The sequence below is a fragment of the Allobosea sp. TBD101 genome, from assembly GCF_059817965.1.
In genome coordinates this window covers 5,497,191-5,523,628 of sequence record NZ_CM187543.1, presented here as the reverse complement: position 1 = coordinate 5,523,628, position 26,438 = coordinate 5,497,191, and the positions used below count along the sequence as shown (strand labels likewise).

At 67.7% G+C, this 26,438-nt stretch carries 25 protein-coding genes; 8 read left to right on the top strand and 17 right to left on the bottom strand.

The features are described 5' to 3' along the window. Positions 1–73 precede the first annotated feature (73 nt). Positions 74–889, bottom strand: coding sequence for a helix-turn-helix domain-containing protein (locus tag AC6RIC_RS26685; RefSeq protein WP_499734631.1), 816 nt, complete (start codon positions 887–889; stop codon positions 74–76). A 129-nt stretch (positions 890–1,018) separates the two neighbouring features. Between AC6RIC_RS26685 and AC6RIC_RS26680 the strand changes: the two genes are divergently transcribed. Both AC6RIC_RS26680 and AC6RIC_RS26675 read left to right on the top strand, forming a co-directional pair. Continuing rightward, positions 1,019–1,444 (top strand): hypothetical protein, encoded by a 426-nt coding sequence (locus tag AC6RIC_RS26680; protein ID WP_499734630.1) that lies wholly within the window; start codon positions 1,019–1,021, stop codon positions 1,442–1,444. 70 nt (positions 1,445–1,514) lie between these two features. Continuing rightward, entirely contained in the window at positions 1,515–3,716 is a 2,202-nt protein-coding gene (locus AC6RIC_RS26675) for an esterase-like activity of phytase family protein (RefSeq protein WP_499734629.1), read from the top strand. Positions 3,717–3,804: 88 nt separating this feature from the next. Here AC6RIC_RS26675 and AC6RIC_RS26670 read toward each other — a convergent pair whose 3' ends face one another. Genes AC6RIC_RS26670 through AC6RIC_RS26650 form a run of 5 tightly spaced genes read right to left on the bottom strand, consistent with a single transcriptional unit; the run spans position 3,805 to position 6,858 of the window. Next, on the bottom strand, positions 3,805–4,605 hold the full coding sequence (locus AC6RIC_RS26670) for a MetQ/NlpA family ABC transporter substrate-binding protein (protein ID WP_499734628.1): 801 nt from the start codon (positions 4,603–4,605) through the stop codon (positions 3,805–3,807). A 42-nt stretch (positions 4,606–4,647) separates the two neighbouring features. Beyond that, entirely contained in the window at positions 4,648–5,313 is a 666-nt protein-coding gene (locus AC6RIC_RS26665; protein WP_454658859.1) for a methionine ABC transporter permease, read from the bottom strand. Continuing rightward, positions 5,303–6,421 carry a methionine ABC transporter ATP-binding protein gene (locus AC6RIC_RS26660; RefSeq protein WP_499736665.1) on the bottom strand — a complete coding sequence of 373 codons (1,119 nt, stop codon included), beginning with the start codon at positions 6,419–6,421 and terminating at the stop codon, positions 5,303–5,305. The genes AC6RIC_RS26665 and AC6RIC_RS26660 overlap by 11 nt, the downstream gene beginning before the upstream one ends. Before the next feature lie 7 nt (positions 6,422–6,428). Next, positions 6,429–6,602, bottom strand: a complete 174-nt coding sequence (locus tag AC6RIC_RS26655) for a hypothetical protein (RefSeq protein ID WP_499734627.1) — start codon at positions 6,600–6,602, stop codon at positions 6,429–6,431. 7 nt (positions 6,603–6,609) lie between these two features. Further along, positions 6,610–6,858 (bottom strand): hypothetical protein, encoded by a 249-nt coding sequence (locus tag AC6RIC_RS26650; protein ID WP_499734626.1) that lies wholly within the window; start codon positions 6,856–6,858, stop codon positions 6,610–6,612. A 413-nt stretch (positions 6,859–7,271) separates the two neighbouring features. Between AC6RIC_RS26650 and AC6RIC_RS26645 the strand changes: the two genes are divergently transcribed. Beyond that, positions 7,272–7,649 (top strand): hypothetical protein, encoded by a 378-nt coding sequence (locus tag AC6RIC_RS26645; protein ID WP_499734625.1) that lies wholly within the window; start codon positions 7,272–7,274, stop codon positions 7,647–7,649. A gap of 110 nt (positions 7,650–7,759) precedes the next feature. Beyond that, positions 7,760–8,239, top strand: coding sequence for a copper chaperone PCu(A)C (locus AC6RIC_RS26640; RefSeq protein ID WP_499734624.1), 480 nt, complete (start codon positions 7,760–7,762; stop codon positions 8,237–8,239). A gap of 271 nt (positions 8,240–8,510) precedes the next feature. Here the strand turns inward: AC6RIC_RS26640 and AC6RIC_RS26635 are convergent, their stop codons facing one another. Both AC6RIC_RS26635 and AC6RIC_RS26630 read right to left on the bottom strand, forming a co-directional pair. Beyond that, positions 8,511–9,440: a dihydrodipicolinate synthase family protein gene (locus AC6RIC_RS26635; RefSeq protein WP_499734623.1), complete on the bottom strand. Its 930-nt coding sequence runs from the start codon at positions 9,438–9,440 to the stop codon at positions 8,511–8,513. A 26-nt stretch (positions 9,441–9,466) separates the two neighbouring features. Continuing rightward, positions 9,467–10,153: a fumarylacetoacetate hydrolase family protein gene (locus tag AC6RIC_RS26630; RefSeq protein ID WP_454658852.1), complete on the bottom strand. Its 687-nt coding sequence runs from the start codon at positions 10,151–10,153 to the stop codon at positions 9,467–9,469. Positions 10,154–10,368: 215 nt separating this feature from the next. On the opposite strand from AC6RIC_RS26630, the gene AC6RIC_RS26625 reads away from it, so the two are divergent. After that, positions 10,369–10,578, top strand: a complete 210-nt coding sequence (locus AC6RIC_RS26625; RefSeq protein ID WP_047581044.1) for a cold-shock protein — start codon at positions 10,369–10,371, stop codon at positions 10,576–10,578. Positions 10,579–10,718: 140 nt separating this feature from the next. Here the strand turns inward: AC6RIC_RS26625 and AC6RIC_RS26620 are convergent, their stop codons facing one another. Next, a complete protein-coding gene (locus tag AC6RIC_RS26620; RefSeq protein WP_499734622.1) occupies positions 10,719–11,957 on the bottom strand; it encodes a multidrug effflux MFS transporter in 1,239 nt (412 codons plus the stop codon). Positions 11,958–12,119: 162 nt separating this feature from the next. Then, the gene (locus tag AC6RIC_RS26615; protein ID WP_499734621.1) at positions 12,120–12,755 is read right to left on the bottom strand and encodes a glutathione S-transferase family protein; all 636 of its coding nucleotides are present in this window, start codon (positions 12,753–12,755) and stop codon (positions 12,120–12,122) included. A 126-nt stretch (positions 12,756–12,881) separates the two neighbouring features. On the opposite strand from AC6RIC_RS26615, the gene AC6RIC_RS26610 reads away from it, so the two are divergent. Next, complete coding sequence (locus AC6RIC_RS26610; protein WP_499734620.1) at positions 12,882–13,619, top strand: hypothetical protein; 738 nt, start codon at positions 12,882–12,884, stop codon at positions 13,617–13,619. Between the two features lie 215 nt (positions 13,620–13,834). Here the strand turns inward: AC6RIC_RS26610 and AC6RIC_RS26605 are convergent, their stop codons facing one another. The 3 genes from AC6RIC_RS26605 to AC6RIC_RS26595 all read right to left on the bottom strand — a co-directional run bounded on the left by AC6RIC_RS26605 (position 13,835) and on the right by AC6RIC_RS26595 (position 17,340). Then, positions 13,835–14,809: a lysylphosphatidylglycerol synthase domain-containing protein gene (locus AC6RIC_RS26605; protein ID WP_499734619.1), complete on the bottom strand. Its 975-nt coding sequence runs from the start codon at positions 14,807–14,809 to the stop codon at positions 13,835–13,837. 162 nt (positions 14,810–14,971) lie between these two features. After that, on the bottom strand, positions 14,972–15,538 hold the full coding sequence (locus tag AC6RIC_RS26600) for a hypothetical protein (RefSeq protein ID WP_454658846.1): 567 nt from the start codon (positions 15,536–15,538) through the stop codon (positions 14,972–14,974). Between the two features lie 44 nt (positions 15,539–15,582). Further along, positions 15,583–17,340, bottom strand: coding sequence for an ABC transporter ATP-binding protein/permease (locus tag AC6RIC_RS26595; protein WP_499734618.1), 1,758 nt, complete (start codon positions 17,338–17,340; stop codon positions 15,583–15,585). Between the two features lie 200 nt (positions 17,341–17,540). On the opposite strand from AC6RIC_RS26595, the gene AC6RIC_RS26590 reads away from it, so the two are divergent. Further along, a complete protein-coding gene (locus AC6RIC_RS26590; RefSeq protein WP_499734617.1) occupies positions 17,541–17,843 on the top strand; it encodes a plasmid stabilization protein in 303 nt (100 codons plus the stop codon). Positions 17,844–17,881: 38 nt separating this feature from the next. Here the strand turns inward: AC6RIC_RS26590 and AC6RIC_RS26585 are convergent, their stop codons facing one another. After that, a complete protein-coding gene (locus AC6RIC_RS26585) occupies positions 17,882–20,167 on the bottom strand; it encodes an NADP-dependent malic enzyme (protein ID WP_454658844.1) in 2,286 nt (761 codons plus the stop codon). A 121-nt stretch (positions 20,168–20,288) separates the two neighbouring features. Next, entirely contained in the window at positions 20,289–22,121 is a 1,833-nt protein-coding gene (locus tag AC6RIC_RS26580; protein WP_454658843.1) for a methyl-accepting chemotaxis protein, read from the bottom strand. Between the two features lie 104 nt (positions 22,122–22,225). On the opposite strand from AC6RIC_RS26580, the gene mutS reads away from it, so the two are divergent. Further along, positions 22,226–24,952 (top strand): DNA mismatch repair protein MutS, encoded by a 2,727-nt coding sequence (mutS, locus tag AC6RIC_RS26575; RefSeq protein WP_499734616.1) that lies wholly within the window; start codon positions 22,226–22,228, stop codon positions 24,950–24,952. Between the two features lie 163 nt (positions 24,953–25,115). Here mutS and AC6RIC_RS26570 read toward each other — a convergent pair whose 3' ends face one another. Next, complete coding sequence (locus tag AC6RIC_RS26570; RefSeq protein ID WP_499734615.1) at positions 25,116–25,973, bottom strand: C40 family peptidase; 858 nt, start codon at positions 25,971–25,973, stop codon at positions 25,116–25,118. Positions 25,974–26,014: 41 nt separating this feature from the next. After that, entirely contained in the window at positions 26,015–26,368 is a 354-nt protein-coding gene (locus AC6RIC_RS26565; protein ID WP_499734614.1) for a MarR family winged helix-turn-helix transcriptional regulator, read from the bottom strand. Positions 26,369–26,438 lie beyond the last annotated feature (70 nt).

Genomic DNA, 26,438 nt, shown 5'->3' with positions numbered 1-26,438 from the left:
TTGGCTCCTGAAAGATCGGCCCCCAGCCGTTTTCCGCTGAAGGAACGGGCGCTGCGCGGAAAGGTTCCGGCGCTCAGGGCGCCTCTTCTGCCTGCGCGGCGAGCGCTCGCAAGGCTCCCACGGTAGCGGCATCGGCCGGGAAGAAGGTCTCCAGTGCAAGTTCCGAGAGGGTGACATCGACCGGCGTGCCGAACACGGTGGTCGTGGAGATCAGCGACAATATGGTCTCGCCGAGCTTCAACTGCATGGGCACGACGATGGCCGCTTCCGCCTCGGCTTCGTGGCGCGTGCCCGCGCCCGGATGGGAATAGCTCATCAGCTCGCCCAGCAATTCGCCGAGCCTGGCATCGGCCGTCGCGCGGACCTGCTGGCGCAGTCTGGCCAGGAGATGGGCGCGCCATTCCGCGAGATTGAGGATGAAAGGCGCGAGCCCCTGCGGATGCAGCGACAGGCGCAGCACATTGACGGGCGGCTTCAGCAGGTCCGCATCCGCGACGAGCCCGAGCAAGCGCGTCACCGCATTGTTATAGGCCAGCAGCGTCCAGTGCCGGTCGACGGCGACCGCCGGATAGGGCTCGTGCCCCCTGAGGATCAGGTCGATCGCGCTGCGTGCCGCGTCGAGCGAGGGGTCTTCCAGCGAGCGCTCCGGATAGATCGGCGCGTAGCCGGCCGCCAGCAGCAACGCGTTGCGCTCACGCAGCGGCACGCCGAGATGCTCGGCCAATAGCAGCACCATCTCGCGGCTCGGGCGCGAGCGGCCGCTTTCGATGAAGCTGAGATGCTTCTGCGAGATCTCGGCCTCGAGCGCGAGATCGAGCTGGCTGAAGCGGCGGAGTTGGCGCCAGTCCCGGAGGAGCGCGCCGATCGGGGGAGGCTGATGTGTGTTCATGGCGGAGAAGCTAGCGATCCCGGCGGTCGGTTCCAATTACCTCCCGCTTAATCGACGGGCCGACGCGGTTCCGTCAGCATTCCCCTCATCGAAACGGGCTTGAGGCCCAGAACCGCCAAGGAGAATGCCATGTCGCTCATCCAGTCCTCGCCCCTGCTGCGCAACGCTCTCGCCCTCGATGCCGCGGCCTGTGCCGGCATGGGCCTCATTCTCGCCGCTGCCGCCGGGCCGCTCGCCGCCCCGCTCGGCCTGCCCGTCGATTTCCTGCGCGGCGCCGGGCTCGTGCTGCTGCCTTGCGCGGCGCTGATCGCCTGGTTCGCCAGCCGTAAGGTCCTGCCGCGTCTGGCGGTCTACGCCGTGATCGGCGTCAACCTGCTCTGGGTCGCCGACAGCATCGCGATCCTGCTGATGGGCTGGTTCGCCCCGACCGGGCTCGGCATCGCCTTCGTCCTGGCCCAGGCCGCTGCCGTGGCGATCGTGACCGAACTGGAAGTCATCGGCTTCAAGCGCTCGGGCGCGGCGCTCCCTTCCGGCGACGCGGTGCCCCTTCGGTGAAAACCGTCATGTGACTGTCGCATGGGCTGATTAGCCGACGGGTCTCTGTTTCCGTCAGCGGTGAGATCCCATGCGCCAGCCTCTCGTCCTCGCGGCTCTTGCCGCTGTCCTGCTCAGCGGCACGGCCATGGCCGAGCCGCTCTTCAACCGGATCGCCACTTTCTCCGTGCCGCAGAACCTGCCGGCCGATCGCGATCCCAAGAAGAAGACCGTCTCCGAGATCATCGCCGCCAATGGCGACGGCACGCTGCTGGCCTACACCGACGCGGAGCAGAAGGCGCTGGGCATCATCGACATCGCCGACCCCGCCAATCCCAGGCCTGCCGGTTTCGTGCCGCTCGAAGGCGAGACCACCTCGGTCACCATCCTCGGCGACAAGGCCTTCGTCGCGGTCGTCACCTCCGGCGACAATTTCAAGGAGCCGGCCGGCCATCTCGCCACCGTCGACCTCAAGACGAAGCAGGTCGTCGCCAAGTGCGATCTCGGCGGCCAGCCGGACTCGGTCACGCTGACCAAGGACAAGGGCAAGATCGTCATCGCCATCGAGAACGAGCGTGACGAGAAGCTCAACAAGGGCGCGTTGCCGCAGCTCCCGGCCGGCAACCTCACCCTGATCGGCATCAAGGACGGCGCCATCGATTGCGCCACGCGGCAGGTCGTCGATCTCACCGGCATCGCCGCCGTCGAGCCGACCGATCCGGAGCCGGAATTCGTCGACGTCAACCAGGACGGGTTCGTTGTGGTGACGCTGCAGGAGAACAACCACCTCGTCATCGTCGACTCGAAGACCGGCAAGGTCGTGACGCATTTCTCGGCAGGCTCGGTCGATCTCAAGAACATCGACAAGACCCGCGACGGCAGGATCAGCCCGACCGAGGAGCTGAAGGGCGTCGCCCGCGAGCCCGACGCCGTGCGCTGGCTCGACAATGACCGCTTCATCACCGCCAACGAGGGCGACTGGAAGGGCGGCTCGCGCGGCTTCACCATCTTCCGCAAGGACGGCACAGTCGAGTTCGATTCCGGCTCCGATGTCGACCACATCGCCATGCGTCTCGGCCATTATCCCGAGCGGCGCTCGGCCGCGAAGGGCAGCGAGCCCGAGGGCATCGAGGTCGCGACCTATGGCAACGACCGGCTGATCTTCGTCGGGCTGGAGCGCGCCTCGCTGGTGCTGGTCTACAAGGACGAGGGCGCAGGCAAGGCGCCGCGCTTCCTGCAGGCGCTGCCGACCGGCATCGGTCCTGAGGGACTGCTCGCCATCCCGCAGCGCGATCTCTTCGTCTCCGCCTCCGAGACCGATGTCGGCGAGAAGGGCGGCGCACGTTCGTCCGTGATGATCTATCGCCGCGCCGAGCAGGCGGCCGCCTATCCGACGATCCAGTCTGGCGACGAGAACGGCCTGCCGATCGGCTGGGGCGCGCTTTCCGGCCTCGCCGCCGATCGTGCGGCTCCGGGCAAGCTCTTCGCGATCACCGACAGCGCCTATACGCCCTCGCGCCTCCTCGAGATCGACGCGACGCAGAAGCCCGCGAAGATCACGGGCGCGCTCACCGTCACCAAGGACGGCAAGCCGGCTTCCTACGACCTCGAGGGCATTGCGACCCGCGAGGCCGGCGGCTTCTGGCTCGCTTCCGAGGGCAATCCCGAGAAGAAGGACGCGGTGCTCGACGACATCCTGCTGCGCGTCTCGGCCAAGGGCGAGGTCGAGGAAGAGATTCGCCTGCCGGAAGCGCTCGCCAGGCACGCGGTCCGCTTCGGCTTCGAGGGCGTGGCGGTGACCGGCACGGGCGCGGACGAGACCGTCTGGCTCGCCGTCCAGCGCGAATGGAAGGACGACCCCAAGGGCAAGGCCAAGATCCTCTCCTACAAGCCGGCGACCAAGGAATGGGGCGTGCTGCACTACCCGCTGTCGCAGCCGGCCGCGGGCTTCTGGATGGGCCTGTCGGAACTGGTCTCCCTCGGTGACGACCGCTTTGCCGTGATCGAGCGCGATAACGGCTTCGGCGCCAAGGCGGTGAAGACGCTCCAGACCTTCTCGGTCAAGGGCCTGAAGCCGGCGGCGATCGGGGCGACGGAGATCCCGACCGTGACCAAGACCCTGCTGCGCGACCTGACGCCCGACCTGATGAAGGCAGGCGGCTACGGCCTCGACAAGGTCGAAGGCATGACGGTGGACAAGGCCGGCAATCTCTTCGTCGTCACCGACAATGACGGCGTCGACGCTTCCTCCGGCGAGACCCAGTTCTTCGCCTTCGGCCCGCTGCCGCGCTGAGACCGGCAAAAGAAAAGCCCCGGATGCGGTCCGCATCCGGGGCAAGGCGCCTGGCTATTTTGACTGGAGAGCCAGGAGGGAGGAGCGGTTACCAGCCGGCGAGCACGGCGCCCTTGAAGCGCTCGGCGACGAAGGCCTTGATCTCGGGCGAGTGGTAGCTTTCGACCAGCGTCTTGACCCAGGGCTTGTCCTTGTCGACGCTGCGCACGGCGATCAGGTTGACATAGGGGCCCTTGGCGTCCTCGCGCAGGATCGCCGAGGCCGGGTCGATCTTGGCATCGACGGCATAGTTGGTGTTGATCGCGGCGGCCGCGACATCGGCGAGGGAACGCGGGGTCTGCGCGGCCTCGATCTCGATGATCTTCAGCTTCTTCGGGTTGCCGACGATATCGGCTGGGCTCGGCTTGAAACCGACGCCGTCCTTCAGCTTGATCACGCCCTTGTCCTGCAGCAGCAAGAGCGAGCGGCCGCCATTGGTCGGGTCGTTCTGGATCGCGACGGTCGAGCCGTCAGGCACCTGCGACCAGTCCTTGTACTTGGTCGAGTAGATGCCGAGCGGGAAGTTCACGGTCAGGCCGACGCTCTCGATCTTGAAGCCGCGATCCTTCACCTGATTGTCGAGATAGGGCTGGTTCTGGAAGGAATTGGCCTCCAGCTCGCCGGCGTCGAGCGCCTGGTTCGGCACGACATAGTCGGAGAACTCGATGATCTTGAGGTCGATGCCTTTCTTGGCGAGGACGGGCTTCACCTTCTCCAGGATCTCGGCATGCGGGCCGGGCGAGACGCCGATGCGGATCACCTGATTCTGCTGGGCGAGCGCCGGGACGGCGGCGAGCGTCAGGGCGAAACCGGCGAGAAGCACGGTGCGGCGGTTGAGGAGGGTCGTCATGAGGGTCGTTCCTTCTGTCGGATGCGGATGAATTTGGAAGCGTCAGGCGTGGCGCAAGCGCTTGTTGAGATGGCGGGCGAGCCGGTCGCCAATGCTCTGGACGAGCTGGACGAGGACGATGAGCACGGCGACGACCGCCGCCATCACGTCCGGCATGAAGCGCTGGTAGCCGTAGCGGATGCCGAGATCGCCGAGCCCGCCGCCGCCGACCGCGCCGACCATGGCCGAGAAGCCGATCAGGCTGACCAGCGCCAGCGTCAGGCCGAGCACGATCGCCGGCAGGGCCTCGGGCACCAGCACCTTTCTGATGATCTGGACAGGCGTAGCGCCCATGGCGCGCGCGGCCTCGACCAGCCCCTGATCGACCTCGCGCACGGCGCCTTCGATCAACCTGGCGATGAACGGCGTCGCCGCGACGGTCAGCGGGACGATCGCAGCGACGGTGCCGATCGAGGTGCCGGCGATCAGGCGGGTGAACGGAATGATCGCGACGACCAGGATGATGAAGGGCGTCGAGCGCGTGGCGTTGACCAGTGTGCCGAGCAGAAGGTTGGCGGCCGGCGCCGCGAACAATTCGCCGCGCTTGCTGGTGGCGAGGAAGACGCCGAGCGGCAGGCCGAAGAGCGTGCCGAGCCCGGCCGCGACCGCGACCATGGCGAGCGTGTCCAGCGTCGACTGAGCGATGAGGCGAATAATTTCAGGAGACATGGCCGATTACCTCCGCCTTGAGCCCGAGGCTCTTCAGGGCGCCGAGCACGGCGTCGCTCTCCGGCGCACGCGAGGGCACCGAGACCAGCAGGCTGCCGAAGGGCTGGCCGGCGATGGCGTCGATCCGCCCGGCCAGGATGTTGACGTCGACACCGACGATGGAGCTGAGCCGGCTGATCACCGGCGCCGTTGCGTTCTCGCCGAGGAAGGTGATGCGCAGCACGATATTGTCGCCGGCGCGCGCCTCCTTGCGGATGCGATGGGCGAGATGTTCGGGCAATTCGACGCCGGTCACCGTCTCGACGAAGCTCGCCGTCGTCGGGTGCTGCGGGTTGGTGAAGACTTCGAAGGTCTCGCCCTGCTCGACGATGCGCCCGCCCTCGATCACCGCGACGCGGTCGCAGATCTCCTTGATCACCGGAATCTCGTGCGTGATCAGCAGGATGGTGATGCCGAGCTCGCGATTGACCTGCTTGAGGAGGGCGAGGATCGAGCGCGTCGTCTCGGGGTCGAGAGCCGAGGTCGCCTCGTCGCAGAGCAGCACCTTCGGATCGGTGGCGAGCGCGCGCGCTATGCCGACGCGCTGCTTCTGCCCGCCCGAAAGCTCGGCCGGATAGCGCGCGCTCTTGTCGGAGAGGCCGACCAGCGCGAGCAGCCGCTCGACCTTGGCGGCGATCTCGGCCTTGCTTGCGCCGGCGATCTCCAGCGGCAGCGCGACATTGTCGAAGACCGTGCGCGACGACAGCAGGTTGAAATGCTGGAAGATCATGCCGATCCGGCGGCGCTGCTGGCGCCAGCCGGATTCGGTGAGGCCGGTGACATCCTGGCCTTCGATCAGGATGCGGCCCTCGGTGGCGCGCTCCAGCCCGTTGACGAGGCGGATCAGCGTCGACTTGCCGGCGCCGGAGCGGCCGATCACGCCGAGGATGGTGCCGGCGGGCACGTCGAGATCGATCCCGGCGAGCGCGCTGACCGGCTGTTGGCCGCGGCGGCCCGGATAGGTCTTGCCGACCCGCTCGAAGCGGATGGCTGGATCGGGCAATGATAGGGGCAAGGCAACGGAAGTCGCGCCGGCACTGAGCGTGCCGGGTCTGACGGGGGCGTTCATCATGTCCTCAGAAATGCGTGTGGCAGGACCAGTGGGCGATGCCGAGCTGCTCGATGGTCACGTCATGGACCGAGCGGCGCTGGTCGTCCGCGGTTGCGGCGTCGAGCGGGTCGAAGCTGGCGGGAACGGCCTGGGCGAACCAGTTCGCGAGACCGTTCCAGAGGGTGGAGAGAAGCTGCATCGCCGCCTCACGAAGCCAGCAGCAGCGGCGCGCGCCGCTGCGAGCGGGAGAGCCGGCGCGCGGCGGTCTCGGCGGCGCCTGGCGTGGCGAAACGCTGGCCATCCAGCGTCCGGAAGGCGGCGGAGGCCGAGACGAAGGTGAAGTCGCGCTCGTCGGCGCGGCGGCTCACCAGCCCGATCTGGGCCTCGCCGAGCTCGATGACATAGGCTTGCTGCGCCGGGCGGGCCCGGGCGGGAAGAGACTGAAACTGGGACATGGAACTGCCTTCTGCCGCCTGTGCGGCATGTGTCGGAACGAACGGATGGGAAGGACCTCTCGGCCTTGCGATCTCAGCGTCGACAGCGGCAGGACATCAGGCGGAAGCGGGTCTGGCTTCGGCTCGTTTTCGCAATGGTCATGTCAGTCTCCTCGATCTGGAGCCCACGACCCAGTCGTGGCGCTTTAGCGTTTGGTGACGCGGCGCAAGCTGCTGCTCAAATCTCCGCGGCTCCCTGATCGCTCAAGGAACGATCTGCAATTTGATGGAGCGTGTCCTCTTTGTCAATCGGATCGTTCTTTTAAAGAAACTAAACGGCAGAGAATAATTTTCTCCGTGCGCTGTTTGCGCCTCGCCAAGGATGCGGCAATGCGCAGCTTGACGAAGCCGGGCAAGCGGCGCCATTTGCGCCTATGCAGGCTCGCGCCGCCCTTCTCGACCGTCTTCGCCGCTCCGGGCTCGGGGCCTGGCTGGCGATGGCCTATGCGCTGTGCGTCATGGCCTTGGCGCTTGCACCAGCCCCGGCCATGGCCGCGTTCGGCGGTTCGGACGGCGTCGTGCTCTGCTCGGGCGCGCCGGTTCCTGACGATGGCCAGCCGGTTCCGATCGGCGATCTCACCCATTGCAAGGGCTGCCCGCTCAATCCGGTCCTCGCCGGTCCGCCGGTCGAGGCCGTGCCCGCGCCGGGGCGGTTTGCCGCGCGTCTGGCATCGCCTGCGCCCCTGGCCGAGGGCTTGCCGCATCGTTTCGCAGCCGGGCTCGCGCAATCGCGTGCGCCGCCTGCCGGCTGAAACCTCCGCCTGCCCATCCGCATCCAATTCCAGCCTGTCCGCTCTGTCATGAGCGGGGGCAATCGCTCACGAGGCTGCGCCAGCGGCCTCATCCGTTCGGGATATCCATCATGAAGCTTTCCTACTCGCTCGCCGCCGCGGCTCTCCTGCTCTCGGCCGGCTTCGCCACCGCCCATGAATTCAAGGCCGGGCCGCTCAAGATCGGCCATCCCTGGTCGCGCGCCACGCCGGCCGGCGCCAAGGTCGGCGGCGGCTATCTCTCGATCGAGAATACCGGCACGACGGCCGACCGGCTGGTTTCGGTCTCCGTTCCCTTCGCGGCCCGTTCTGAAATCCACGAGATGGCGGTGAAGGACGGCATCATGACGATGCGGCCGCTGGATCAGGGCATCGAACTGCCGGCTGGCAAGAAGGTCGAGTTCAAGCCCGGCGGCTACCACATCATGTTCATGGAGCTGAAGCAGCAGCTCAAGCAGGGCGAGATGATGAAGGGCACGCTGACCTTCGAGAAGGCCGGGGCCGTCGATGTCGAGTTCAAGGTCGACTCGATCGCCGCCAAGGGCAGCGAAGGCGAGCACAAGGGGCACTGAGTCCCAAGCGGCGACCTTCCCTTCTCCCCTTGCGGGAGAAGGTGGCCCGAAGGGCCGGATGAGGGGTCGCACAGGCCGGAAACGGCGGCGGTGAACGGCTAAAGCATTTTCGAGCGAAGTGGACGTCGGTTCGCGTGAAGAAAATGCGACAAAACAACGACCTGGAGCAATTCCGCGATTCGGAGAATTGCGGAACTGCTCTAGCGGCGAATGTCGCGAGACCCCTCACCCCAACCCTCTCCCGCAAGGGGAGAGGGGGTAAGTGGCGCCCTCACAGCTTCGCGCGCGGGTCGTGCTTCGCGATGCGGCCCAGCAGGTAGTCCACCTCGGCCTTCGCGGCGGCGCTGAGGACCGAGCCCGGCTTGCGCTGCGCGTCGTGGCTGAGGATGCCGCGCTTCATCATCGTGTACTTGCGCACGGCGAGGCCGACGCCCTGCTGCTGCTCGTAGCGCATCAGCGGCAGATGCGCATCGAAGATGTCATGGGCCTCGTCGCGCTTGCCGGCCTTCTGCAGGCGGACCACGTCGATCAGCAGTTCCGGGAAGGCATAACCGGTGTTCGCGCCGTCGGCGCCGCGCTCCATCTCGAAATCGAGGAAGAGCCCGCCATTGCCGGTCACGATCGAGATCGGGCGCAGCGAGCCTTCCTTCTGGAACTTGCGCAGCGTCGAGATCTTCTCAAGGCCCGGCCAGTCCTCGTGCTTCAGCATTACGCAGGACGGGTTGTCCATGACGATCTTGCGGATCACCGCAGGCGTCATCACCACCGAGAGCGTCAGCGGATAGTCCTGGATGACGAAGGGGATGTCGCTGCCGATCGCATCGACGGCCTGCGCGTAATAGCCGGTGATCTGGTCGTCGGTGCGCAATGACGGCGGCGGGGCGATCATCACGCCGCCGGCGCCGAGATCCATTACCTGCCGGGCGAGCGAGCGCATCGCGGCGAAGCCGGGCGCCGAGACGCCGACGATGATCGGCTTGCCGCCCATCCGGGCGACGCAGCGCTTGACCAGCTCGACCGATTCCTCGGGCTCCAGCTTGGGCGCCTCGCCCATGATGCCGAGCACGGTGACGCCGTCCGAGCCGATGTCGTGGTAAAACTGAAACAGCCGGTCGGCCGAGGCCCAGTCGATGCTGCCGTCAGGATTGAACGGGGTCGGCGCGATCGGGAAGACGCCGGAAGCGTCGGGGGTGAGGCGCATGATGCTGTCCTTGTCCTGCGATCTGGTCAGGCGATGCGGGTGCGGACGGTGCCGACGCCGGCGATCACGCCTTCGAGCACGTCGCCCTTGTTCACGGCGGCGACGCCTTCCGGCGTACCCGTGAAAATCAGGTCGCCCGGCTTCAGTTCGACGAGGCCGGAGAGATAGGCGATCGTCTCCTCGACATTCCAGATCTGCTTGGCGAGGTCGGAGGTCTGGCGCACGACGCCGTTGACGGTGAGCTCGATCTTGCCGGCGCTGGGATGGCCGGCATGGCTCGCCGGCACGATCTCGCCGATCGGCCCGGAGAGATCGAAGCCCTTGGCCATGTCCCAGGGGCGACCGGCCTTCTTGGCGGCGGCCTGCAGGTCGCGGCGGGTCATGTCGAGCCCGGCGGCGTAGCCATAGACATGGGCCAGCGCCGCGGCTTCGGGAATGTCCTTGCCGCCGGTGCCGATCGCGACGACGAGCTCCATCTCGTGATGGAGGTCGCTGGTCTTGGTCGGATAGGGCATGTCGGCGCCGTTGATCACCAGTGCGTCGGCCGGCTTGGTGAAGAAGAACGGATCCTCTCGGTCGGGATCATGGCCCATCTCGCGGGCATGTTCGGCGTAGTTGCGGCCGACGCAGAAGATGCGCCGCACCGGGAAGGAGCCGCCGCCTGCGACCGGGACGGCCGTCACGGCCGGCGGGTCGATCACATAGTTGCTCATCCTACTGCTCCCTCGATCGTTTACTGCGCCGTTCATGGGCGAGAGGCGCCCGGACCGCAAGCGGCTTGCGTCGGCGGCAGGCCTGCGCGGGAGGCATTGCGGCACGCTTTTCGCAGGCGCGGAACGGGTTGTGCGGCGCGTCGTTGCAAGCGGGGCGATTTGCTCCTTAGATTATCCCGCCGGGGGGACCGGCGAGCCTATGGAAGGAATGGAATGTGAGTACGGGAACCGTGAAATGGTTCAACGAGACCAAGGGTTACGGCTTCATCACCCCTGATGGCGGCGGCAATGACGTCTTCGTCCATATCAGCGCGGTGACGCGGGCCGGCCTGCGCGGCCTGAACGAAGGGCAGAAGATCAGCTACGATCTCGAGCCGGATCGCAAGACCGGCAAGAACTCGGCGGTGAACCTGCAGACGACCTGAGCGTTTTCATGCGTTCTACGGGAAGGCGAAGGCGGCGCCTGTCCCGAGCCTAGTGCGGATCGCGTTCGGTCCAGGTCGGACCGGCGCGGGTTCAAGGCATGCCCGTCGCCGCAGGCGGCGGTGAGGGAGGGTGCGCCCTCTCAGGACCGGCCCGGCGCCGGATGGAACAGCCGGCCTCTCTCCACGACGAGCACGACGGCGAGCGCCGCGATGCCACAGAGCGCGAAGCCCAGCGTCAGGGGCACCACCGTACCGTTGAAATGCTGGCCGATATAGAAGCCGAGCAGCGCGCCGATCACCGTGGTGACGAAGCCCTGCACCGAAGAGGCCGTGCCAGCGACATGGCCGAGCGGCTCCATCGCCATCGCTCCGAAATTCGGGCCGATCAGCCCGAAGCAGAACATCGCGGCGCCCTGCAGGATCGCGAAGGTCCAGAGCGATTCATGGCCGGCGAGCGCCACCAATGCATGGAGGCTGGTCAGCGCGATATAGCCGAGCAAGGCGCCATGCGAGACGCGGCGCATGCCGAGCCTGCCGACGATGCGCGAATTCAGCAGCGAGGACGCCGCCATGAACATCGCGATCAGCGCGAAGATGGTGGTGAACAGCTCCGGCGCGTGGAAGACGTCGACGAAGACCTGCTGCGCCGAATTGATGAAGCCGAACAGCCCGCCCAGCACGAAGGCCATGGCCAGCATGTAGCCGACGCCGATGCGGCTGGTCAGCGTTGTGCGGAAGGAGGCAAGCACGCTCGCCGGCTCGATCGGCTTGCGGTCCTCCGGATGCTGGGTCTCCGGCAGCTTGAGCATGACCCAGATCATGACGATGGCGCCGAAGCTGGTCAGGACGCCAAAAATCCAGCGCCAGGGCGAGACCCAGAGGATCGCCTGGCCGATCGAGGGCGCCAGGATCGGCACGGCCAGGAAGACGATCATGGCGAGCGACATGACGCGCGCCATCTCGCGGCCGGAATAGCAGTCGCGCACGATCGAGACGACGAGCACGCGCGTCGCGGCCGCGCCAATGCCCTGCACCACGCGCGCCGCCATCATCGCCTCGAACGAGCCGGCGAAGGCGGCGCCGATGCTGGCGACGACATAGATGGCAAGGCCCGTGAGCAACACCGGGCGCCGGCCGTATCGGTCGGAGATCGTGCCATAGAAGATCTGCGAGACGCCGAAGCCGAGCAGATAGGCGGTGATGATCCATTGCCGCTGGTTGGCCTCGGCGATGCCGAGCGCCTCGGCCATCTGCGGCAGGGCCGGCAGCATCGAATCGATGGCGAGCGCATTCGTCGCCATCAAAGCGGCGGTCAGGCCCACGAAGGGGTAGAAGCCCATGCCGTGGCGCGGCCGGGCAATGGCGGACATGTCGTTCATGGCGATCGCGAACTGGCTGGCGAGACCCGGCGGCTGCGGTCATCCGGCAGCGGCGGGCAAGATTCTGCCTGCAGGATTAGCCTTGCCGGTTGCACGCGGCAACCGGTCCAGCTGGCCATGGGCCATGCGCGGGGCGCGCTTCCCGGCATTTAGGAGGCGCGCCTAGCTCGGCTTCTGCATCGCGGCCATCAGAGCATCGTCGATTTCGGCGGCGCGGCGTGCCGCCGGCCGTGCGGAGATGCGGGCGCCATAGGCCTCGAAGGCCGGCCGCTTCTCGATCGTGCCGAACTGCATCCCCCACAGGACCTGCGAGCCGACATAGACATCCGCCGCGCTGAAACGGTCTCCGGTCAGGTAGTCGCTGCGGGTCACCGCGTATTCGAGCGTGTTCATCGCATCGGCATAGGTGCCGTAGCCGATGGAGCGCGCCCGGTCCGGCGGCACTTCCAGGCCGAAGGCCTTGTGGCTGACGGCGGCCTCGACCGGGCCGGCGGCGAAGAACATCCAGCGATAATACGGGCCGCGCAAACGGCTACCCGGCTCCGGTGCGAGCCCAGCCTGGGGGAACGCATCGGCCATATAGGCGCAGATCGCGGCGCATTCGGTGACGACGGTGTCGCCATGAACCAGCGCCGGCACCTTGCCCATCGGATTGATCGCCTTGTAGGCGGCGCCTTTCATCGGCTCGCCGAAGCCGACGATCTCGGCCCGGTAGGGTTGGCCGATCTCTTCCATCATCCAGCGCGCGATGCGCCCGCGCGACATCGGGTTTGTGTAGAGCACGAGTTCGTCTGCCATCGTCTTGCGCCTCCGTGATGGGTCGGGGAGGCCCTCATCCTGGGGCATCAGCGTGATCCTGTCAGGAGCCGCCGCCTGACGCAGCTGGCCCAAGCTGCTATCGTCACCGCGAAACAGGACGGCGATATGGACGAATCACGCGTGGCGCGCAGCGTATCCGTCAGCGACGGGCGGATGGCGATCGAGGGGTCGTCGACCCGTTATGTGCAGGATGCGGCGCGGCGCTTCCGGCTGTCGGCCTCGGGGCTGCGCTTCGTCGGCGGCTTCGAGAGGCGCGATGGCCGGCTGGAGGAAAGCCGACGCTTCCTCGCCGAGGCGGTGGTCGTCGATGGCGGCTTGCGGCGCGCGGGTTTCGAGGGCGAGGCCGGCCCGATCGGCCTGACCCTGCGCCCGCTGTCGCAGGCCGGCGAGCAGCCGCGCCTGCTGCTGATGCTCGGTTATCGTGATGGGGACGACGGGCCGCTGCCTTTCGCCGAGGCTTTCCTGGCGCCGGCCGTGTTCGAGGCGCTCAAGGCCGACCTGCTCTCCGGGCTGGCACTGGAGCTTTCGCTCAGCGCCACGACGAGCCTCTGGATCCGCGAGGAGGATCGCGGGCGCCCGAATGGCCAGCCGCTCGACTGGTATCTCGGCCTCGATGCCGATGGCCGCTCGCCCCAGCCCGCGCGCGGCTTCATCGAGACCATCGAATGGCGGCCTCGCCCGCTTCCGGTGGCGGTCGAGGCTGCGCCGGCGCCTGAGGCCATCCATGAGCCCGAGGAAGACTGGCCGGAAACCACCGCCGAACAGCTGGGCAAGCTCAACTGGAGCTTCCGTCTGCTCCTGCTGATGCTGGCCTTCATGCTCATCATCGTCGCGATGAAATAGGGTCGGGCTCCGATCTGACGCTCGCTCGCAATTGCCATGAACAGCACCCTTTGTCATTCCGGGGCGCGCCGCAGGCGCGAACCCGGAACCCACGACTGGGCGAGACGCCAGATATCCGTTTTCAAGACGGTGCGCCCGGTCGTGGGTTCCGGGTTCTTCGCTGCGCGAAGCCCCGGAATGACAAAGGGGCTGGCCAGGACCAGGCTGGTAACCGCCTAAGTCTCGTGGCGGCGGATGCGGCGGATCATCTCGTTCAGCGCCAGCAGGACCAGCGCCAGGATGAAGGGCAGGACGTAGTAGACCACGCGGAAGATCAGCAGCGCACCCAGCACCTGCTCATAGGGAAAGCGGTTGAGCGCGACCAGCATCGTCGCCTCGAACACGCCGAGCCCGCCGGGCGCATGGCTGGCGATACCGATCAGGCAGGCGAAGATATAGGCGGCGAGGAAGGTCGGGTATTCCAGGCCGTAGCCGCCGGGCAGCAGCACGAAGAGCACGGCGGCAGCGGCGCAGACCTCGCAGGCGCCGAGCGCCATCTGGCCAAGCGTCGTGCCGAGGCCGGGCAGATGCAGGTTCCAGCCGCGCACGCGGATCGTGCGCTCGTCGGTTGCGATCCAGGCGAGATAGCCGAGGATGCCGAGGCCCACGAGCCCGCCGACGATCTGGACGACGAGCGGGGAGGTCCGTGCCAGCATCGCGACCTGATCGGAGGCGTAGATCAGGCTGGCGCAGAGAATGGCGCCGAGCCCGAGCCAGAAGGTGATGCCGGCGATCACGGTCAGGCTCGCGACCTCGGACGCCCTGACGCCCTTCGGCGAATAGATCCAGTAACGTACCGTGCCGCCGGTCACAATCGGGAAGCCCAGCGTGAACGAGACCGAATAGCTGGTGAAGGAGCCGAGCGCCGTCGTTCGATAGGGGATCAAGAGGCCGAGCCGCCGTAATGCCAGCGCGTCGTAGCCGGTGAGCAGCAGGTAGCTCAGCGCGGTGAAGGCGACGGCGAGGCCGAGCTGGCGCAGGCTGGCCTTCTCGAAGGCGCCGGCGAGCTGTCCGGGCTCCATTCCGCTGATGATGTGCCAGAGCACGACCAGCGAGGCGCTGAAGATGACGATGCTGGCCAGCGGGCCGAGCCACCACCAGCGGCTGCGCTTGCGCAGGGGCAAACCTGGCTCATGCGGGCCGAACGACATGGGCTCTCAGGGTTGCGCACCGCTGCGGAAACGCGGCGGCGCGGTGGCGGGCAGAGCTCGGATGAACTCCGCCCGACAGATAACGCCTCGGCGGCAATGCACAAGCCGCTGCGGCGAATAGGCCGCATGAGGGAACCCGGGTTCGGGCGCGGCTGGAGTGGCTCAGGCCGTCTTGCGGAAGATGCGCAGCGTCTTGAAGCCCTCGACCTCCTCGACCGGCATCGCCTTCATCCAGTCCGGGATCAGCCGCTCCGCCACGTCATAGGCGTAGGAGCCTCGGTAGAACAGGATATAGCCGCCCTTGTCGGTCTGCTGCGTGAAGAGATCCATCACCTCGCGGTCGGTCAGCGCGCCATAGGCATCGTTGGCCTCGCCGCGGAACTCGCCGCTATGGAACAGCGTCACGACGTCGAAGCGTGGCAGCAGGCGGGCATTGCTGGTGTAGATGTCGCCGAAATAGGCGCTGTAGGTCTTGGTGACGTTCGGGTTGTCGGTCGCGAGCTTGATGAAGGACTCGTATTCCTGCGGCGAGGCGGTGATGCCCAGCACCGTGTTGTCGAGATGCGGCTCGGCGCAGCGCAGCCCGACATAGTGATGCCCGCCGGTGCCGAAATGATAGATGCGCTTGCCGCTGAGCTTCTCCTGCTCGAGCCATTCGACGAAATGCACGTCGCAGGGGCACTGCTCGATCTCGAGGCCCCAGAACGCATCCCAGATATTCATCTTCACGGTGTTTCTCCTCTCTGAAGTTTGTTTTCCGATGGCGAGGCCGCTCAGCGGGCTTCGCTGGTCGCGGCGATGCGGGGCTCCGTGAAGCCCTCGCGCTCGACGATTTCGGCCACGCCTCTGATCCGGCGCAGCATGATCCGGTGGCTGGCGCTTTCCGCCAGGCCCGGGCTCTGCCCGAAGGCGATGATGATGGCGCGCGGCAGGGCGGCGCGCAGCTCGGTCAGGATCTCCAGCGCCGCATCGCTTTCCAGCGCGCTCGTCGCTTCGTCGAGAAGGACGATCGCGGGGTCGGCCAGCTCGGTCCGGGCAAGCGCGAGCCGCTGCCGCTCGGCCCGGGTCAGGCTCCTGTTCCAGTCCTCCTCGCCGTCGAGCCGCGCGGTCAGGGTCGAGAGCCCGTAGCGGCGCAAGGTCGCGGCAATTTCCGGCGCGGGACGCGGCCGGTCGCCCTGCAGGAGATGCCGCAGGCCGATCCCCGGCAATTGCAGATGCTGCGGCACGGTCGCGACGCGGGCGCCGTGCGGCAGCACGATCCGGCCTTCGCCCTGCTGCCAGAGCCCCGCGATGGCCTGCATCAGCGCGTTCTTGGCGAAGCCGGCATCGCCGGCGACATGAAGCACCGCTCCGGCCGGCAGTACGAAGCCGATATCGGCCGCGAGCGCATGCCCGGCGCCGTCATGCAGCGTCACCGCTTCCAGCCGCAGACTGTCAAGCGGGCCATCCTCGATGACGAGACCCTGTGCCGGCGGCTCCTGCTCGACCTCTTCCAGCGCATCGGCCAGTTCGTTGACGCGCCTTGCGGCGGCCAGCCATTCGGCGATGCGCATGAAATTGTCGAACAGCCAGTTGCAGGCGTTCTGCACGGCGACGAAGGCGGCGGCGACCTGCACGACGCCGCCCAGCGTCATCTCGCCGGCGAGATATTTGGGAGCGGCCAGCAAGAGCGGCACGATCGGCACCAGCGCGCTGCTGCCATTGGTGATCCAGGTCAGGCGCGCCCGCTGCTTGATCACGGAGAGCCAGCGCAGCACCAGCACGCCATGGCTCTGCGCCACGGCCTGGCGCTCTCCGGTCTCGGTGCGGGCGAGCGCGATCGCCTCGCCATGGTCGCGGATGCGCATCAGCGCGAAGCGCAGGCCCGCCTCGCTCTCCGTGCGCTGGGCGATGAGGCCGGCGAGGTGCCGTCCCACGGCCGTCACCAGCAGGGTGACGATGACGGCATAGAGGATCGCAGCGAGTACGAGATAGGCGGGAATGGTGATCTCGCTCTCGCCCCAGCTCAGGCTCAGGCTGCCGCCGATCTCCCAGAGGATCTCGATGAACATCACGATGGTGATGACGGAGGAGAGCAGGCCCATCGCGAAATCGACGATCGGCTCGGTCGCCCAGCGGACATCGTCCGCGATCCGGTATTCGGGGTTGGCCGGCTCCTTGCCGGAGAGGCTCAGCCGGAAGAAGCGCCGGTCGCCGACCCAGCCATCGACCAGCTTGGCTGTCAGCCAGCGCCGCCAATGCACCTGGAAGGTCTCGCGCGATTTCAGGATGAGGACGCCGAGCCCGGCGACCACCAGCACGATCACCGGAAACACCGCCATGGCGACGAGGGCGCTGTGGCCGTCCTTGCGCTCCAGCGCGTCGAAGAACCAGCCGTTCCAGCGGTTGACGGTGACATTGGCGAAGACGGTGAGGATGACGCCGGCTGCTAGCAGCAGCGTCCAGAGCCAGGCGCAGCGCGCCGTCTCGCCGCGCCAGAAATCACGGGTCAAACGCGCGAATCGCAGCGCGACCTGGCGATCTCCAGGCACGGCCGATCTCGCGCCTGTCGTCTCGTCGGGCGTCAGCACGGTTGCGAATGGTCCCCCAGGGCCGGTTTTCCGGTCTCCTCTGGTGCAAAACTGGTCGGGCGAAAATGAACTCCACATGAACGGATCGGCCGGGCGGCTCGTCCGGAACAGCGGGGAAGCACCCCGCGTTCCCCAATCGGATCCGTGCAGGGAGGTGCGCCATGCCGCGTGGAGACAAATCCGCCTATACCGACAAGCAGAAGCGCAAGGCCGGGCATATCGAGGAGAGCTACGAGGAGCGCGGTGTTCCGCATGAGGAGGCGCAAGCGCGCGCCTGGGCAACCGTCAACAAGGACAGCGGTGGCGGCAACAAATCCGGCTCTGGCCGGGGCAAGCCGGACACGAACGCCTCGGCAAGGCGCGGCGGCAAACTCGGCGGCGAGGCCTCGGCCGCGCGCCCGAAGGCCGAGCGCTCGGCCTCAGCTAAGAAGGCGGCTGAGACGCGCAAGACGAACGCATCCTGAGCCGGACAATCCGCCCGGCTCAGGCAGTATGATAGGCGTCAGCCGCCGATGTTGAAGGCGGCGAGCGCTGCCATGTTGACGATGTCGGAATCCTTCGCGCCGAGCGGCACGATCTGGATCGGCTTGTCGAGGCCGACGATCAGCGGGCCGATCACGGTCGCGCCGCCGAGTTCCTGCAGCAGCTTGGTCGAGATCGAGGCCGAGTGGAAGGCCGGCATCACCAGCACGTTCGCCGGCCCCGAGAGACGGCAGAACGGGTACTGGCTCATCACCTCGCGATTGAGCGCGACGTCCGCGGCCATCTCGCCGTCATACTCGAAATCGACGCGCTGGCCGTCGAGCAGCGCCACCGCCTCGCGCACCTTCTCCGAGCGCTCGCCGGCCGGATGGCCGAAGCTCGAGAAGGCGAGCATCGCGACGCGCGGCTCGTAGCCGAGCCTGCGGCCGACGCCGGCCGCCTCGATCGCGATTTCCGAAAGCTGTCGTGCCGTCGGCATCTCGGTGATCGCGGTATCCGCCACCAGGACCGTGCGGTCCCGCGAGATCACGATCGAGACGCCGATCACGCGATGGCCCGGCTTCTCGTCGATGACGCGGCGGACTTCCTCCAGCGCGATCGAGTAGTTGCGGGTCACGCCGGTCACCATCGCATCGGCATCGCCCAGCGCCACCATCGCCGCGGCGAAATGGTTGCGGTCCTGGTTGATCAGGCGCTGGCAGTCGCGGAACAGATAGCCCTGCCGCTGCAGCCGCTCGTAGAGATATTGCGCATAGGCGCTGTTGCGGTGGGAGAGCCGGGCATTCTGGACCGAGATGCCCTTGGCTTCGAGATCGACGCCGAGGAAGGTCGCGGCTTCGGTGATGCGGTCCTCGCGGCCGACCAGGATGGCCTGGCCGAGCCCCTGCGCCACGAAGGAGGCGGCGGCGCGGATGACCTGCTCCTCCTCGCCCTCGGCGAAGACGACGCGCTTGGGATAGCGCCGGACGCGCTCGAAGATGCGGTTCAGCGTGCCGGCGATCGGGTCGCGCCGTGCCGAGAGCTGCGCCTTGTAGGCGGCGGTATCGACGATCGGCTTGCCGGCGACGCCGGTATCCATCGCGGCCTTGGCGACCGCCATCGGCACGACATGGATCAGGCGCGGATCGAACGGTACCGGGATGATGTAGTCCTTGCCGTAGCGCGGGCGAGAGCCCTGATAGGCGGCGGCGACCTCGTCAGGCACGTCCTCGCGCGCCAGCATCGCCAGCGACTCCGCCGCTGCGATCTTCATCTCCATGTTGATCGTGGTGGCGCGCACGTCGAGCGCGCCGCGGAAGATGAAGGGGAAGCCCAGCACGTTGTTGACCTGGTTCGGATAGTCCGAACGGCCGGTCGCCATGATCGCGTCGTCGCGGATGGCATGGACCTCTTCCGGCGTGATCTCCGGATCGGGATTGGCCATGGCGAAGATGATCGGGTTCGGCGCCATCGAGGCGACCATCTCCGGCGTCACCGCGCCCTTCTGCGACAGGCCGAAGAAGGCATCGGCCCCGTCGAGCGCCTGGGCCAGCGTGCGCCGGTCGGTGACCGCGGCATGGGCCGATTTCCACTGGTTCATGCCCTCGGTGCGGCCCTGGTAGATCACGCCCTTGGTGTCGCAGAGGATGACGTTGTCGGGCTTGAAGCCCATCGCCTTGAGCAGTTCGATGCAGGCGATGGCCGCCGCACCCGCGCCGTTGATGACGAGCCTGGTCGCCTTGATATCGCGTCCGGTGATGTCGAGCGCGTTGATCAGGCCGGCGGCGGCGATGATCGCGGTGCCGTGCTGGTCGTCATGGAAGACCGGGATGTCCATCAATTCGCGCAGGCGCTGCTCGATGATGAAGCATTCCGGCGCCTTGATGTCTTCGAGATTGATGCCGCCGAAGGACGGGCCGAGATAGCGCACGGCCTCGATGAATTTGTCCGGGTCCTCGGTGTCCACTTCCAGGTCGATCGAGTCGACATCGGCGAAGCGCTTGAACAGGACCGACTTGCCCTCCATCACCGGCTTCGAGGCGAGCGCGCCGAGATTGCCGAGGCCGAGGATGGCGGTGCCGTTGGTGATCACCGCGACGAGGTTCGAGCGCGTCGTGTAGTCATAGGCGCGCGACGGGTCTTCCGCGATCGCCAGGACGGGCACGGCGACGCCGGGCGAATAGGCCAGCGAGAGATCGCGCTGCGTCGCCATCGGCTTGGTCGGCACCACCTCCAGCTTGCCGGGCCGTCCCTGCGAGTGGAACAGCAGGGCCTCCTGGTCGGTGAAGGTCGGGCGGGCGCGCTTGGTCGTCGGACGGTCGTTCATCGAAGCGTCTTTTCTTGTGCGTTTCCTCGAGGGGAACCGAGCATAAGTCGGTGGCGCCTGAGATCACAAGCGGCGAGTGCTTCACAGAACTCTCGTTGGCGCGGAGAGGTGTCGCGGGCGCTCAGGCCCGCGAGGCGGTCCGCACGCTGCGCACGAAATCCGCGACATAGCGGTCGAGCGCCTCGGCCTGCTCGTCGACCTTGCGGGCGGCGTCCGCGACCTGGATCGCGGCATCGCCGGTGACCCGCGCTTCGGCGCCGACGGCCCCGACATTGACGGTGACGGCATCGGCGCTCAGTGCGACGGCCTGCGCGTCGGCGGCGATGGTCGAGGCGATGCCGGCCTGGCGGCTGACGACGTCGGCGATCGCGCCCGAGGTCTGCTCGATCGTCGTCATCGTGCCTTCGATATGGGCGACGGCCTCGAAGGCGGTCGCGGCGGCGCCACGGATGTCGGCCAGCGTCTCGGCGATATCGCGGGTCGCCTTCTGGGTCTGTTCGGCGAGAGTCTTGACCTCGCCGGCGACCACGGCGAAGCCGCGGCCGGCCGTTCCGGCGCGCGCGGCCTCGATCGTCGCGTTGAGGGCGAGCAGGTTGGTGCGCGCCGCGATCTCCTCGATGAAGTCGAGCACGGCACGGACCTTGTCGGCGGCCTCGGTCAGCCCGGCGACGTCGCTGCGCGTGCTGCGGACGTAAGATGCGGCGGCGCGGACGGTGTCGTCGGCATGGCTGGTCTGGCGGGTCAGCTCGCGGATCGAGGCCTCGATCTCCTCGGCCGCGACGGCGACGCTGCCGACGCGGCGCGAGGCGCTGTCGGCCTCCTGCGTCACGCTTTCGGCGCGCAGGGTGGTCTTGTTGGCGTTCTCGACCATCTGGCCCGCGGCATCGTGCATGCCGCGCAGCGAGGCGCTGACATCGCCGAGCGCCTTGCCGACAGTCCGCTCGAGATCACCAGCGAGTGCGTCGAGCGTCGTCTTGCGCAGCGTCTCGACTTCGTTCCGGCGCGTCTCCAGCGTCTTCTCGGCGGTGATGTCGAGCAGGATTCCGTCCCAGACCAGCGTTCCGTCGCGCAGGCGCCGCTTGGTCGATTCGCTGCGCAGCCAGACGATGTCGCCATCCGCGCCATGGTAGCGTCCCTCGAAGCGCCAGAGCGTTTCGGTTTCCTGCTGGTCGCGCCGCATCTGCTCGAAGCGGGCGCGATCCTCTGGCAGGAGCTTGTCGAGCCAGACCCCGGGATCCCGTTCGACCTCTTGCTTGGTGATCCCCAGCAGCTTGTCGATGGCGAAGGAGGCGAACTGGTAGGTCATCGTGCCGTCCGGCCGCACGATGCGCTGGTAGAGCGTGCCCGGCGCCCGGTCGATCAAGGTACGCAGCCGATAGGCCGTCTCCCGCCTTTCGCTGTCGTTGATCACGATGATGCCGGTCAGGAAGATGCCGATCGTTCCGACCAGGATCATGACCGGGACCGCCTCGCGCAGGAAGCGCTCGCCGGCCGCGCCGGGGATGAAGCCCACCGAAGCAATCAGGACGATGGCGTCGATGGCGCTGAGCGCCGCGAGATCGCCGAGGCCGAGCGGACGCCGGCGCCGCGCCAGCCACAGCGCATAGGCGATGCCGATGACGGCACGCGCGACGATGCCGGTGACGCCGGTGACCATGCCGACGCCGCCGCTGAGATAGCGCATCGCGACCAGCGGCGCGGCTGTCAGGACGGAGGCGATCGGGCCACCGACCGGGCCGGCTAGGATCGCGAAACTGTTGCGGGAATCGACGACGAGCCCGGGCTGGAGCACGAACGGGTTGCCCATGCTGACGAGCGCGCCGGCGGCGAACAGGATGCCGACGATCACTTGGCGCAACCAGGCCCGGTCGCCCAGCCGGGGTGTGGCGACGGTCAGCAGCAATCCCGCAAGCAGCAGGAAGAACAGGCTTTCGGCGAGGTTGATCAGCAGCAATGTGGAGATCCTGGCCCGATTCGGCTGCCGAACAGTGCTTTGAATTGTTGAAAGCCGTCCTAACGGATGGCCTTGGCCGGACATTTTGCTAGCGTGCCGGCGCAATGCGCCAGAGCTCTCCCCCCGAATCCGCCCGCCCCGCGTCCCCGGCTGCCGCCGCGGCCGAGCGCGTCACGCCGATGATGGCGCAGTACGTCGAGATCAAGGCCGCCAATCCGGATTGCCTGCTGTTCTACCGGATGGGCGATTTCTACGAATTGTTCTTCCGGGACGCCGAGATCGCCTCGCGCACGCTCGGCATCGTCCTGACCAAGCGCGGCAAGCACCAGGGCGACGACATCCCGATGTGTGGCGTGCCGGTCGAGCGTGCCGACGACTATCTCCAGCGCCTGATCGCCGCCGGCCACCGCGTCGCCGTCTGCGAGCAGACCGAGGACCCGGCCGAGGCCAAGAAGCGCGGCAACAAATCGGTGGTGAAGCGCGACGTCGTGCGCCTCGTCACGCCCGGCACGATCACCGAGGAGCGGCTGCTCGAACCCGGCCGCGCGAGCCTCCTCGTCGCCGTCGCGCGCCGCAAGACCGGCGAGGCAGCCTCGCTCTACGGCCTCGCGGCGATCGATATCTCGACCGGCCGCTTCACCGTGATGGAGACGCCGCAGGAGCGGCTCGCCATCGAGTTCTCGCGCCTGGAGCCGCGCGAGATCGTCTGCCCCGATGCCATTCACGACGATCCCGAGCTCAGGGAGTTCTGGCGCGAGATCACGATTCCCGTGACACCGCTCGCCCGTGATGGCCTCGACGCGGCCTCCGCCGAGCGCCGCCTCAAGGAGTTCTTCGGCGTTGCGACGCTCGATGCCTTCGGCGCCTTCACGCGCGCCGAGATCGCTGCGGCCGGTGCGGCATTGGCTTATGTCGAGCGCACCCAGCTCGGCGCCCGCCCGCCGCTTTCGGCCCCGGTGCGCGATGCCGGCTCGGCGACGATGCTGATCGACGCGGCGACCCGCGCCAATCTCGAACTGACGCGCACGCTCGGAGGCGAGCGCCAGGGCAGCCTGCTCGCCACCATCGATCGCACGGTGACGCCGGGCGGGGCGCGCCTGCTGGCCGAGCGCCTCGCCGGGCCGTTGACCGATCCCGCCGCCATCGCCGCGCGTCACGATGCGGTGGAGCTTCTGGTCACTGACGCCGGCCTGCGCGAGGATCTGCGCTCCGCTCTGGAGAAGGTCCCGGACGTTGCCCGCGCGCTGGCGCGGCTCTCGCTCGACCGTGGTGGCCCGCGCGATCTCGCCGCGCTCGGCGCCGGGTTGGATGCTGCCCGCGCGATTGCCGCCCTGCTCGTCCGGCGCGGTGAACTGCCTGTCGAGCTGGCGCGTGCCATGCGGGCGCTGGGCGAGAGCGATCCCGATCTGCCGCTTCGCCTCAACGCGACGCTGGCCGACGAATTGCCGTTGAATCGCCGCGACGGCCGCTTCGTGCGCGAAGGCTTCGATCCGGCGCTCGACGAATTGCGCCTGCTCCAGATCGACTCGCGCAAGGTCATTGCCCAGTTGCAGGCGCGCTACGCGGCCGAGACCAACTGCCGGACGCTGCGTATCAAGCACAACGCCATGCTCGGCTATTTCGTCGAGGTGCCCCAGGCGACCGGCGAGGAATTCCTGCGCGATCCCTGGCGCGCGACCTTCGTGCATCGCCAGACCATGTCCGACGCGATGCGCTTCTCCTCGGTCGAACTCGGCGAGCTCGAGGCCAAGATCGCTTCCGCCGCCGACCGGGCGCTGAAGCTCGAACTCGCGATCTTCGCCGCGCTCAGCGAGGCGGTGCTGGCCCAGGCCGAGCCGATCAAGGCTGCCGCGCTGGCATTGGCGGAACTCGATGTCGCCGCGGCCCTGGCCGATCTCGCGACCCGCGAGGGCTGGAGCCGCCCGCAGGTCGATGATGGCGCAGCCTTCACCATCGAGCGCGGCCGCCATCCCGTGGTCGAGGCGGCGCTGAAGCGCGACGGCAAACCCTTCGTCGCCAACGATACCGAATTGTCGCCACCGGGCACTGATGCCAAGGGCGGACGCATCTGCCTGATCACCGGTCCGAACATGGCCGGTAAATCGACCTTCCTGCGCCAGAACGCCCTGATCGCGGTGCTCGCCCAGATGGGCTCCTTCGTGCCGGCGACGGCGGCGCATATCGGCATCGTCGACCGACTGTTCTCGCGTGTCGGCGCCGCCGACGACCTGGCGCGCGGCCGCTCGACCTTCATGGTCGAGATGGTCGAGACCGCCGCGATCCTGAACCAGGCCGGGCCGCGCGCGCTCGTCATCCTCGACGAGATCGGGCGCGGCACCGCGACCTTCGACGGTCTGTCCATCGCTTGGGCGGCGATCGAGCATCTCCACGAGATCAACCGCTGCCGCAGCCTGTTCGCGACGCATTATCACGAGCTCACCGCGCTCGGAGACCGGCTCGATCGCGTCGCCAACGCGACCGTCCGCGTCACCGAATGGAAGGGCGAGGTCGTCTTCCTGCACGAGGTCGTGCCGGGCGCGGCCGACCGCTCCTACGGCATCCAGGTCGCCAAGCTCGCCGGCCTGCCGCCGGCCGTGGTCGAGCGGGCCCGCGCCATCCTCGGCGAACTCGAGAAGACCGAGCGCGAGAAGCCGGTCGCCTCGCTGGTCGACGATCTCCCGCTTTTCGCCGTGCCGCAGCGCCGGGCCGCGCCGGTCGTCGTCGAGGGTGAGCCCGACGGATTGCGCGAGGCGCTCGCCGGGATCGACCCGGACGAGATGACCCCGCGCGAGGCGCTGGAAGCGCTCTACCGGCTGAAGGGTTTGGGCTGAGCGGTTCTGGAGGACGTCTCCACGCTGTCATCCCGGACAAGCCGCGTCAGCGGCGCCGATCCGGGATCCATGCCGGAGCGCGGCCCATAGAGGTTCAGGCATGGATCCCGGGTCTGCGCTTCGTTCCGCCCGGGATGACGGCGCGCTTTAATGGATCGGGGCGTCAGCCCAGCCGCTTGATGGCGGTGATCTCGCCAAAACTCTTGGCGCGGATGCGGTCACGCGCCTCGCGCAGGGATTCGCGATAGACGCTCATGACGTGCCCGCTAGCATGGAGCAGCGTGTCAGGGGCTGTCAGGATGCCGACATGGCCCTTCCAGAAGACGAGGTCGCCGCGCTGGAGCCCTGACAGGTCCTCGCGCAGTTCGACGGGCCGGCCGAGCGTCGCTTCCATCATGTCGGAATCGCGCGGCGCGGCGATGCCGGCCGCCGCCAGGCAAAGCTGGGTCAGGCCCGAGCAGTCGAGCCCGAGGCTGGTCTTGCCGCCCCAGAGATAGGGCACGCCGACGAAGCGCTCGGCGACAGCGACGAAATCCGTCTCATGCTCGTCGAGCGGCGCGAGATGGGCGGCGAAGACATGGCCGCCATCGGCCAGAACCGCGAAATCGCCCTTGTTCTCGACCACGGCGACACGGGCGCCAAGCGAGAGCGTGGTGAGCGGCGGCAGTTTGATCGAAGGGCCGGGATAGACGAAGGTTCGCAAATCCGCGACGCGATGCGTCGGCGCGGGCTGGTCCGGCCGCAGAGCATCGTCGGGGATGTAGCCGACATAGCCGTCGCCCGCGAGCTGCGCCCAGGCCCAGCCTTCCTCGCGCTCATAGACCTGCACCAGCTCGCCGGCGAGCGCCTCGGTGTCGAGCGCGGCATCCGGGCGCGGTTCACGCCGCACCGGAGCGGAGGCCGCGACGATGCGCATCGCCTGCGGGTCGGCGAAGCGCGAGGCCTCGACTTGCCCCGTCAGCGCGCGGGCGGCGAGATCGGGGCGGAAGGCGTGGATGCGGCGGTCGAGAATCGCGATCATGGCGGCAATCTAGCGTGGCGGGAGGCGGTCGGGGAGAGGCGTCAGCTTCCGCCGATCTCCTTGGCATGCTCGGTCACGAGATCGGCCAGCCGCTCGACGGCGAGCGCCCCGGCGACGGTGCGCTGGATCACGACATTGCGGCGGTCCGCGTCGTCGCGCTTGCGCGTCAGCAGGCCGAGCTTGCCGAGCGTGTCGAGCGCGCGCGTGATCACCGGCTTGGTCACGCCGAGCTGCTTGGCGAGGCCGCGTACGGTATGCGGCGGCAATTCGAGATAGACCGTCAGCAGGATCGCGGTCTGGCGCGCCGAGAGATCGGCATCGTGGTCCCGCACCAGATCGAGATGGACCTGCCGCCACAGCTTGAGCGCCTGCGAAGGTCTGATCTCCAGGGGCATAAAGACACGGGTCCAGATCGTTACGGACCCGTATCATTAGCGCGGTGGCGCTGTCGCGCAATCGCCTTCG

What these genes read in the sequence shown, in the direction of transcription:
- AC6RIC_RS26685 (WP_499734631.1), bottom strand. Translation starts at nt 889, where the DNA reads ATGAACACACATCAGCCTCCCCCGATCGGCGCGCTCCTCCGGGACTGG.
- AC6RIC_RS26680 (WP_499734630.1), top strand. Translation starts at nt 1,019, where the DNA reads ATGTCGCTCATCCAGTCCTCGCCCCTGCTGCGCAACGCTCTCGCCCTC.
- AC6RIC_RS26675 (WP_499734629.1), top strand. Translation starts at nt 1,515, where the DNA reads ATGCGCCAGCCTCTCGTCCTCGCGGCTCTTGCCGCTGTCCTGCTCAGC.
- AC6RIC_RS26670 (WP_499734628.1), bottom strand. Translation starts at nt 4,605, where the DNA reads ATGACGACCCTCCTCAACCGCCGCACCGTGCTTCTCGCCGGTTTCGCC.
- AC6RIC_RS26665 (WP_454658859.1), bottom strand. Translation starts at nt 5,313, where the DNA reads ATGTCTCCTGAAATTATTCGCCTCATCGCTCAGTCGACGCTGGACACG.
- AC6RIC_RS26660 (WP_499736665.1), bottom strand. Translation starts at nt 6,421, where the DNA reads ATGAACGCCCCCGTCAGACCCGGCACGCTCAGTGCCGGCGCGACTTCC.
- AC6RIC_RS26655 (WP_499734627.1), bottom strand. Translation starts at nt 6,602, where the DNA reads ATGCAGCTTCTCTCCACCCTCTGGAACGGTCTCGCGAACTGGTTCGCC.
- AC6RIC_RS26650 (WP_499734626.1), bottom strand. Translation starts at nt 6,858, where the DNA reads ATGTCCCAGTTTCAGTCTCTTCCCGCCCGGGCCCGCCCGGCGCAGCAA.
- AC6RIC_RS26645 (WP_499734625.1), top strand. Translation starts at nt 7,272, where the DNA reads ATGCAGGCTCGCGCCGCCCTTCTCGACCGTCTTCGCCGCTCCGGGCTC.
- AC6RIC_RS26640 (WP_499734624.1), top strand. Translation starts at nt 7,760, where the DNA reads ATGAAGCTTTCCTACTCGCTCGCCGCCGCGGCTCTCCTGCTCTCGGCC.
- AC6RIC_RS26635 (WP_499734623.1), bottom strand. Translation starts at nt 9,440, where the DNA reads ATGCGCCTCACCCCCGACGCTTCCGGCGTCTTCCCGATCGCGCCGACC.
- AC6RIC_RS26630 (WP_454658852.1), bottom strand. Translation starts at nt 10,153, where the DNA reads ATGAGCAACTATGTGATCGACCCGCCGGCCGTGACGGCCGTCCCGGTC.
- AC6RIC_RS26620 (WP_499734622.1), bottom strand. Translation starts at nt 11,957, where the DNA reads ATGAACGACATGTCCGCCATTGCCCGGCCGCGCCACGGCATGGGCTTC.
- AC6RIC_RS26615 (WP_499734621.1), bottom strand. Translation starts at nt 12,755, where the DNA reads ATGGCAGACGAACTCGTGCTCTACACAAACCCGATGTCGCGCGGGCGC.
- AC6RIC_RS26610 (WP_499734620.1), top strand. Translation starts at nt 12,882, where the DNA reads ATGGACGAATCACGCGTGGCGCGCAGCGTATCCGTCAGCGACGGGCGG.
- AC6RIC_RS26605 (WP_499734619.1), bottom strand. Translation starts at nt 14,809, where the DNA reads ATGTCGTTCGGCCCGCATGAGCCAGGTTTGCCCCTGCGCAAGCGCAGC.
- AC6RIC_RS26590 (WP_499734617.1), top strand. Translation starts at nt 17,541, where the DNA reads ATGCCGCGTGGAGACAAATCCGCCTATACCGACAAGCAGAAGCGCAAG.
- AC6RIC_RS26585 (WP_454658844.1), bottom strand. Translation starts at nt 20,167, where the DNA reads ATGAACGACCGTCCGACGACCAAGCGCGCCCGCCCGACCTTCACCGAC.
- mutS (WP_499734616.1), top strand. Translation starts at nt 22,226, where the DNA reads ATGCGCCAGAGCTCTCCCCCCGAATCCGCCCGCCCCGCGTCCCCGGCT.
- AC6RIC_RS26570 (WP_499734615.1), bottom strand. Translation starts at nt 25,973, where the DNA reads ATGATCGCGATTCTCGACCGCCGCATCCACGCCTTCCGCCCCGATCTC.
- AC6RIC_RS26565 (WP_499734614.1), bottom strand. Translation starts at nt 26,368, where the DNA reads ATGCCCCTGGAGATCAGACCTTCGCAGGCGCTCAAGCTGTGGCGGCAG.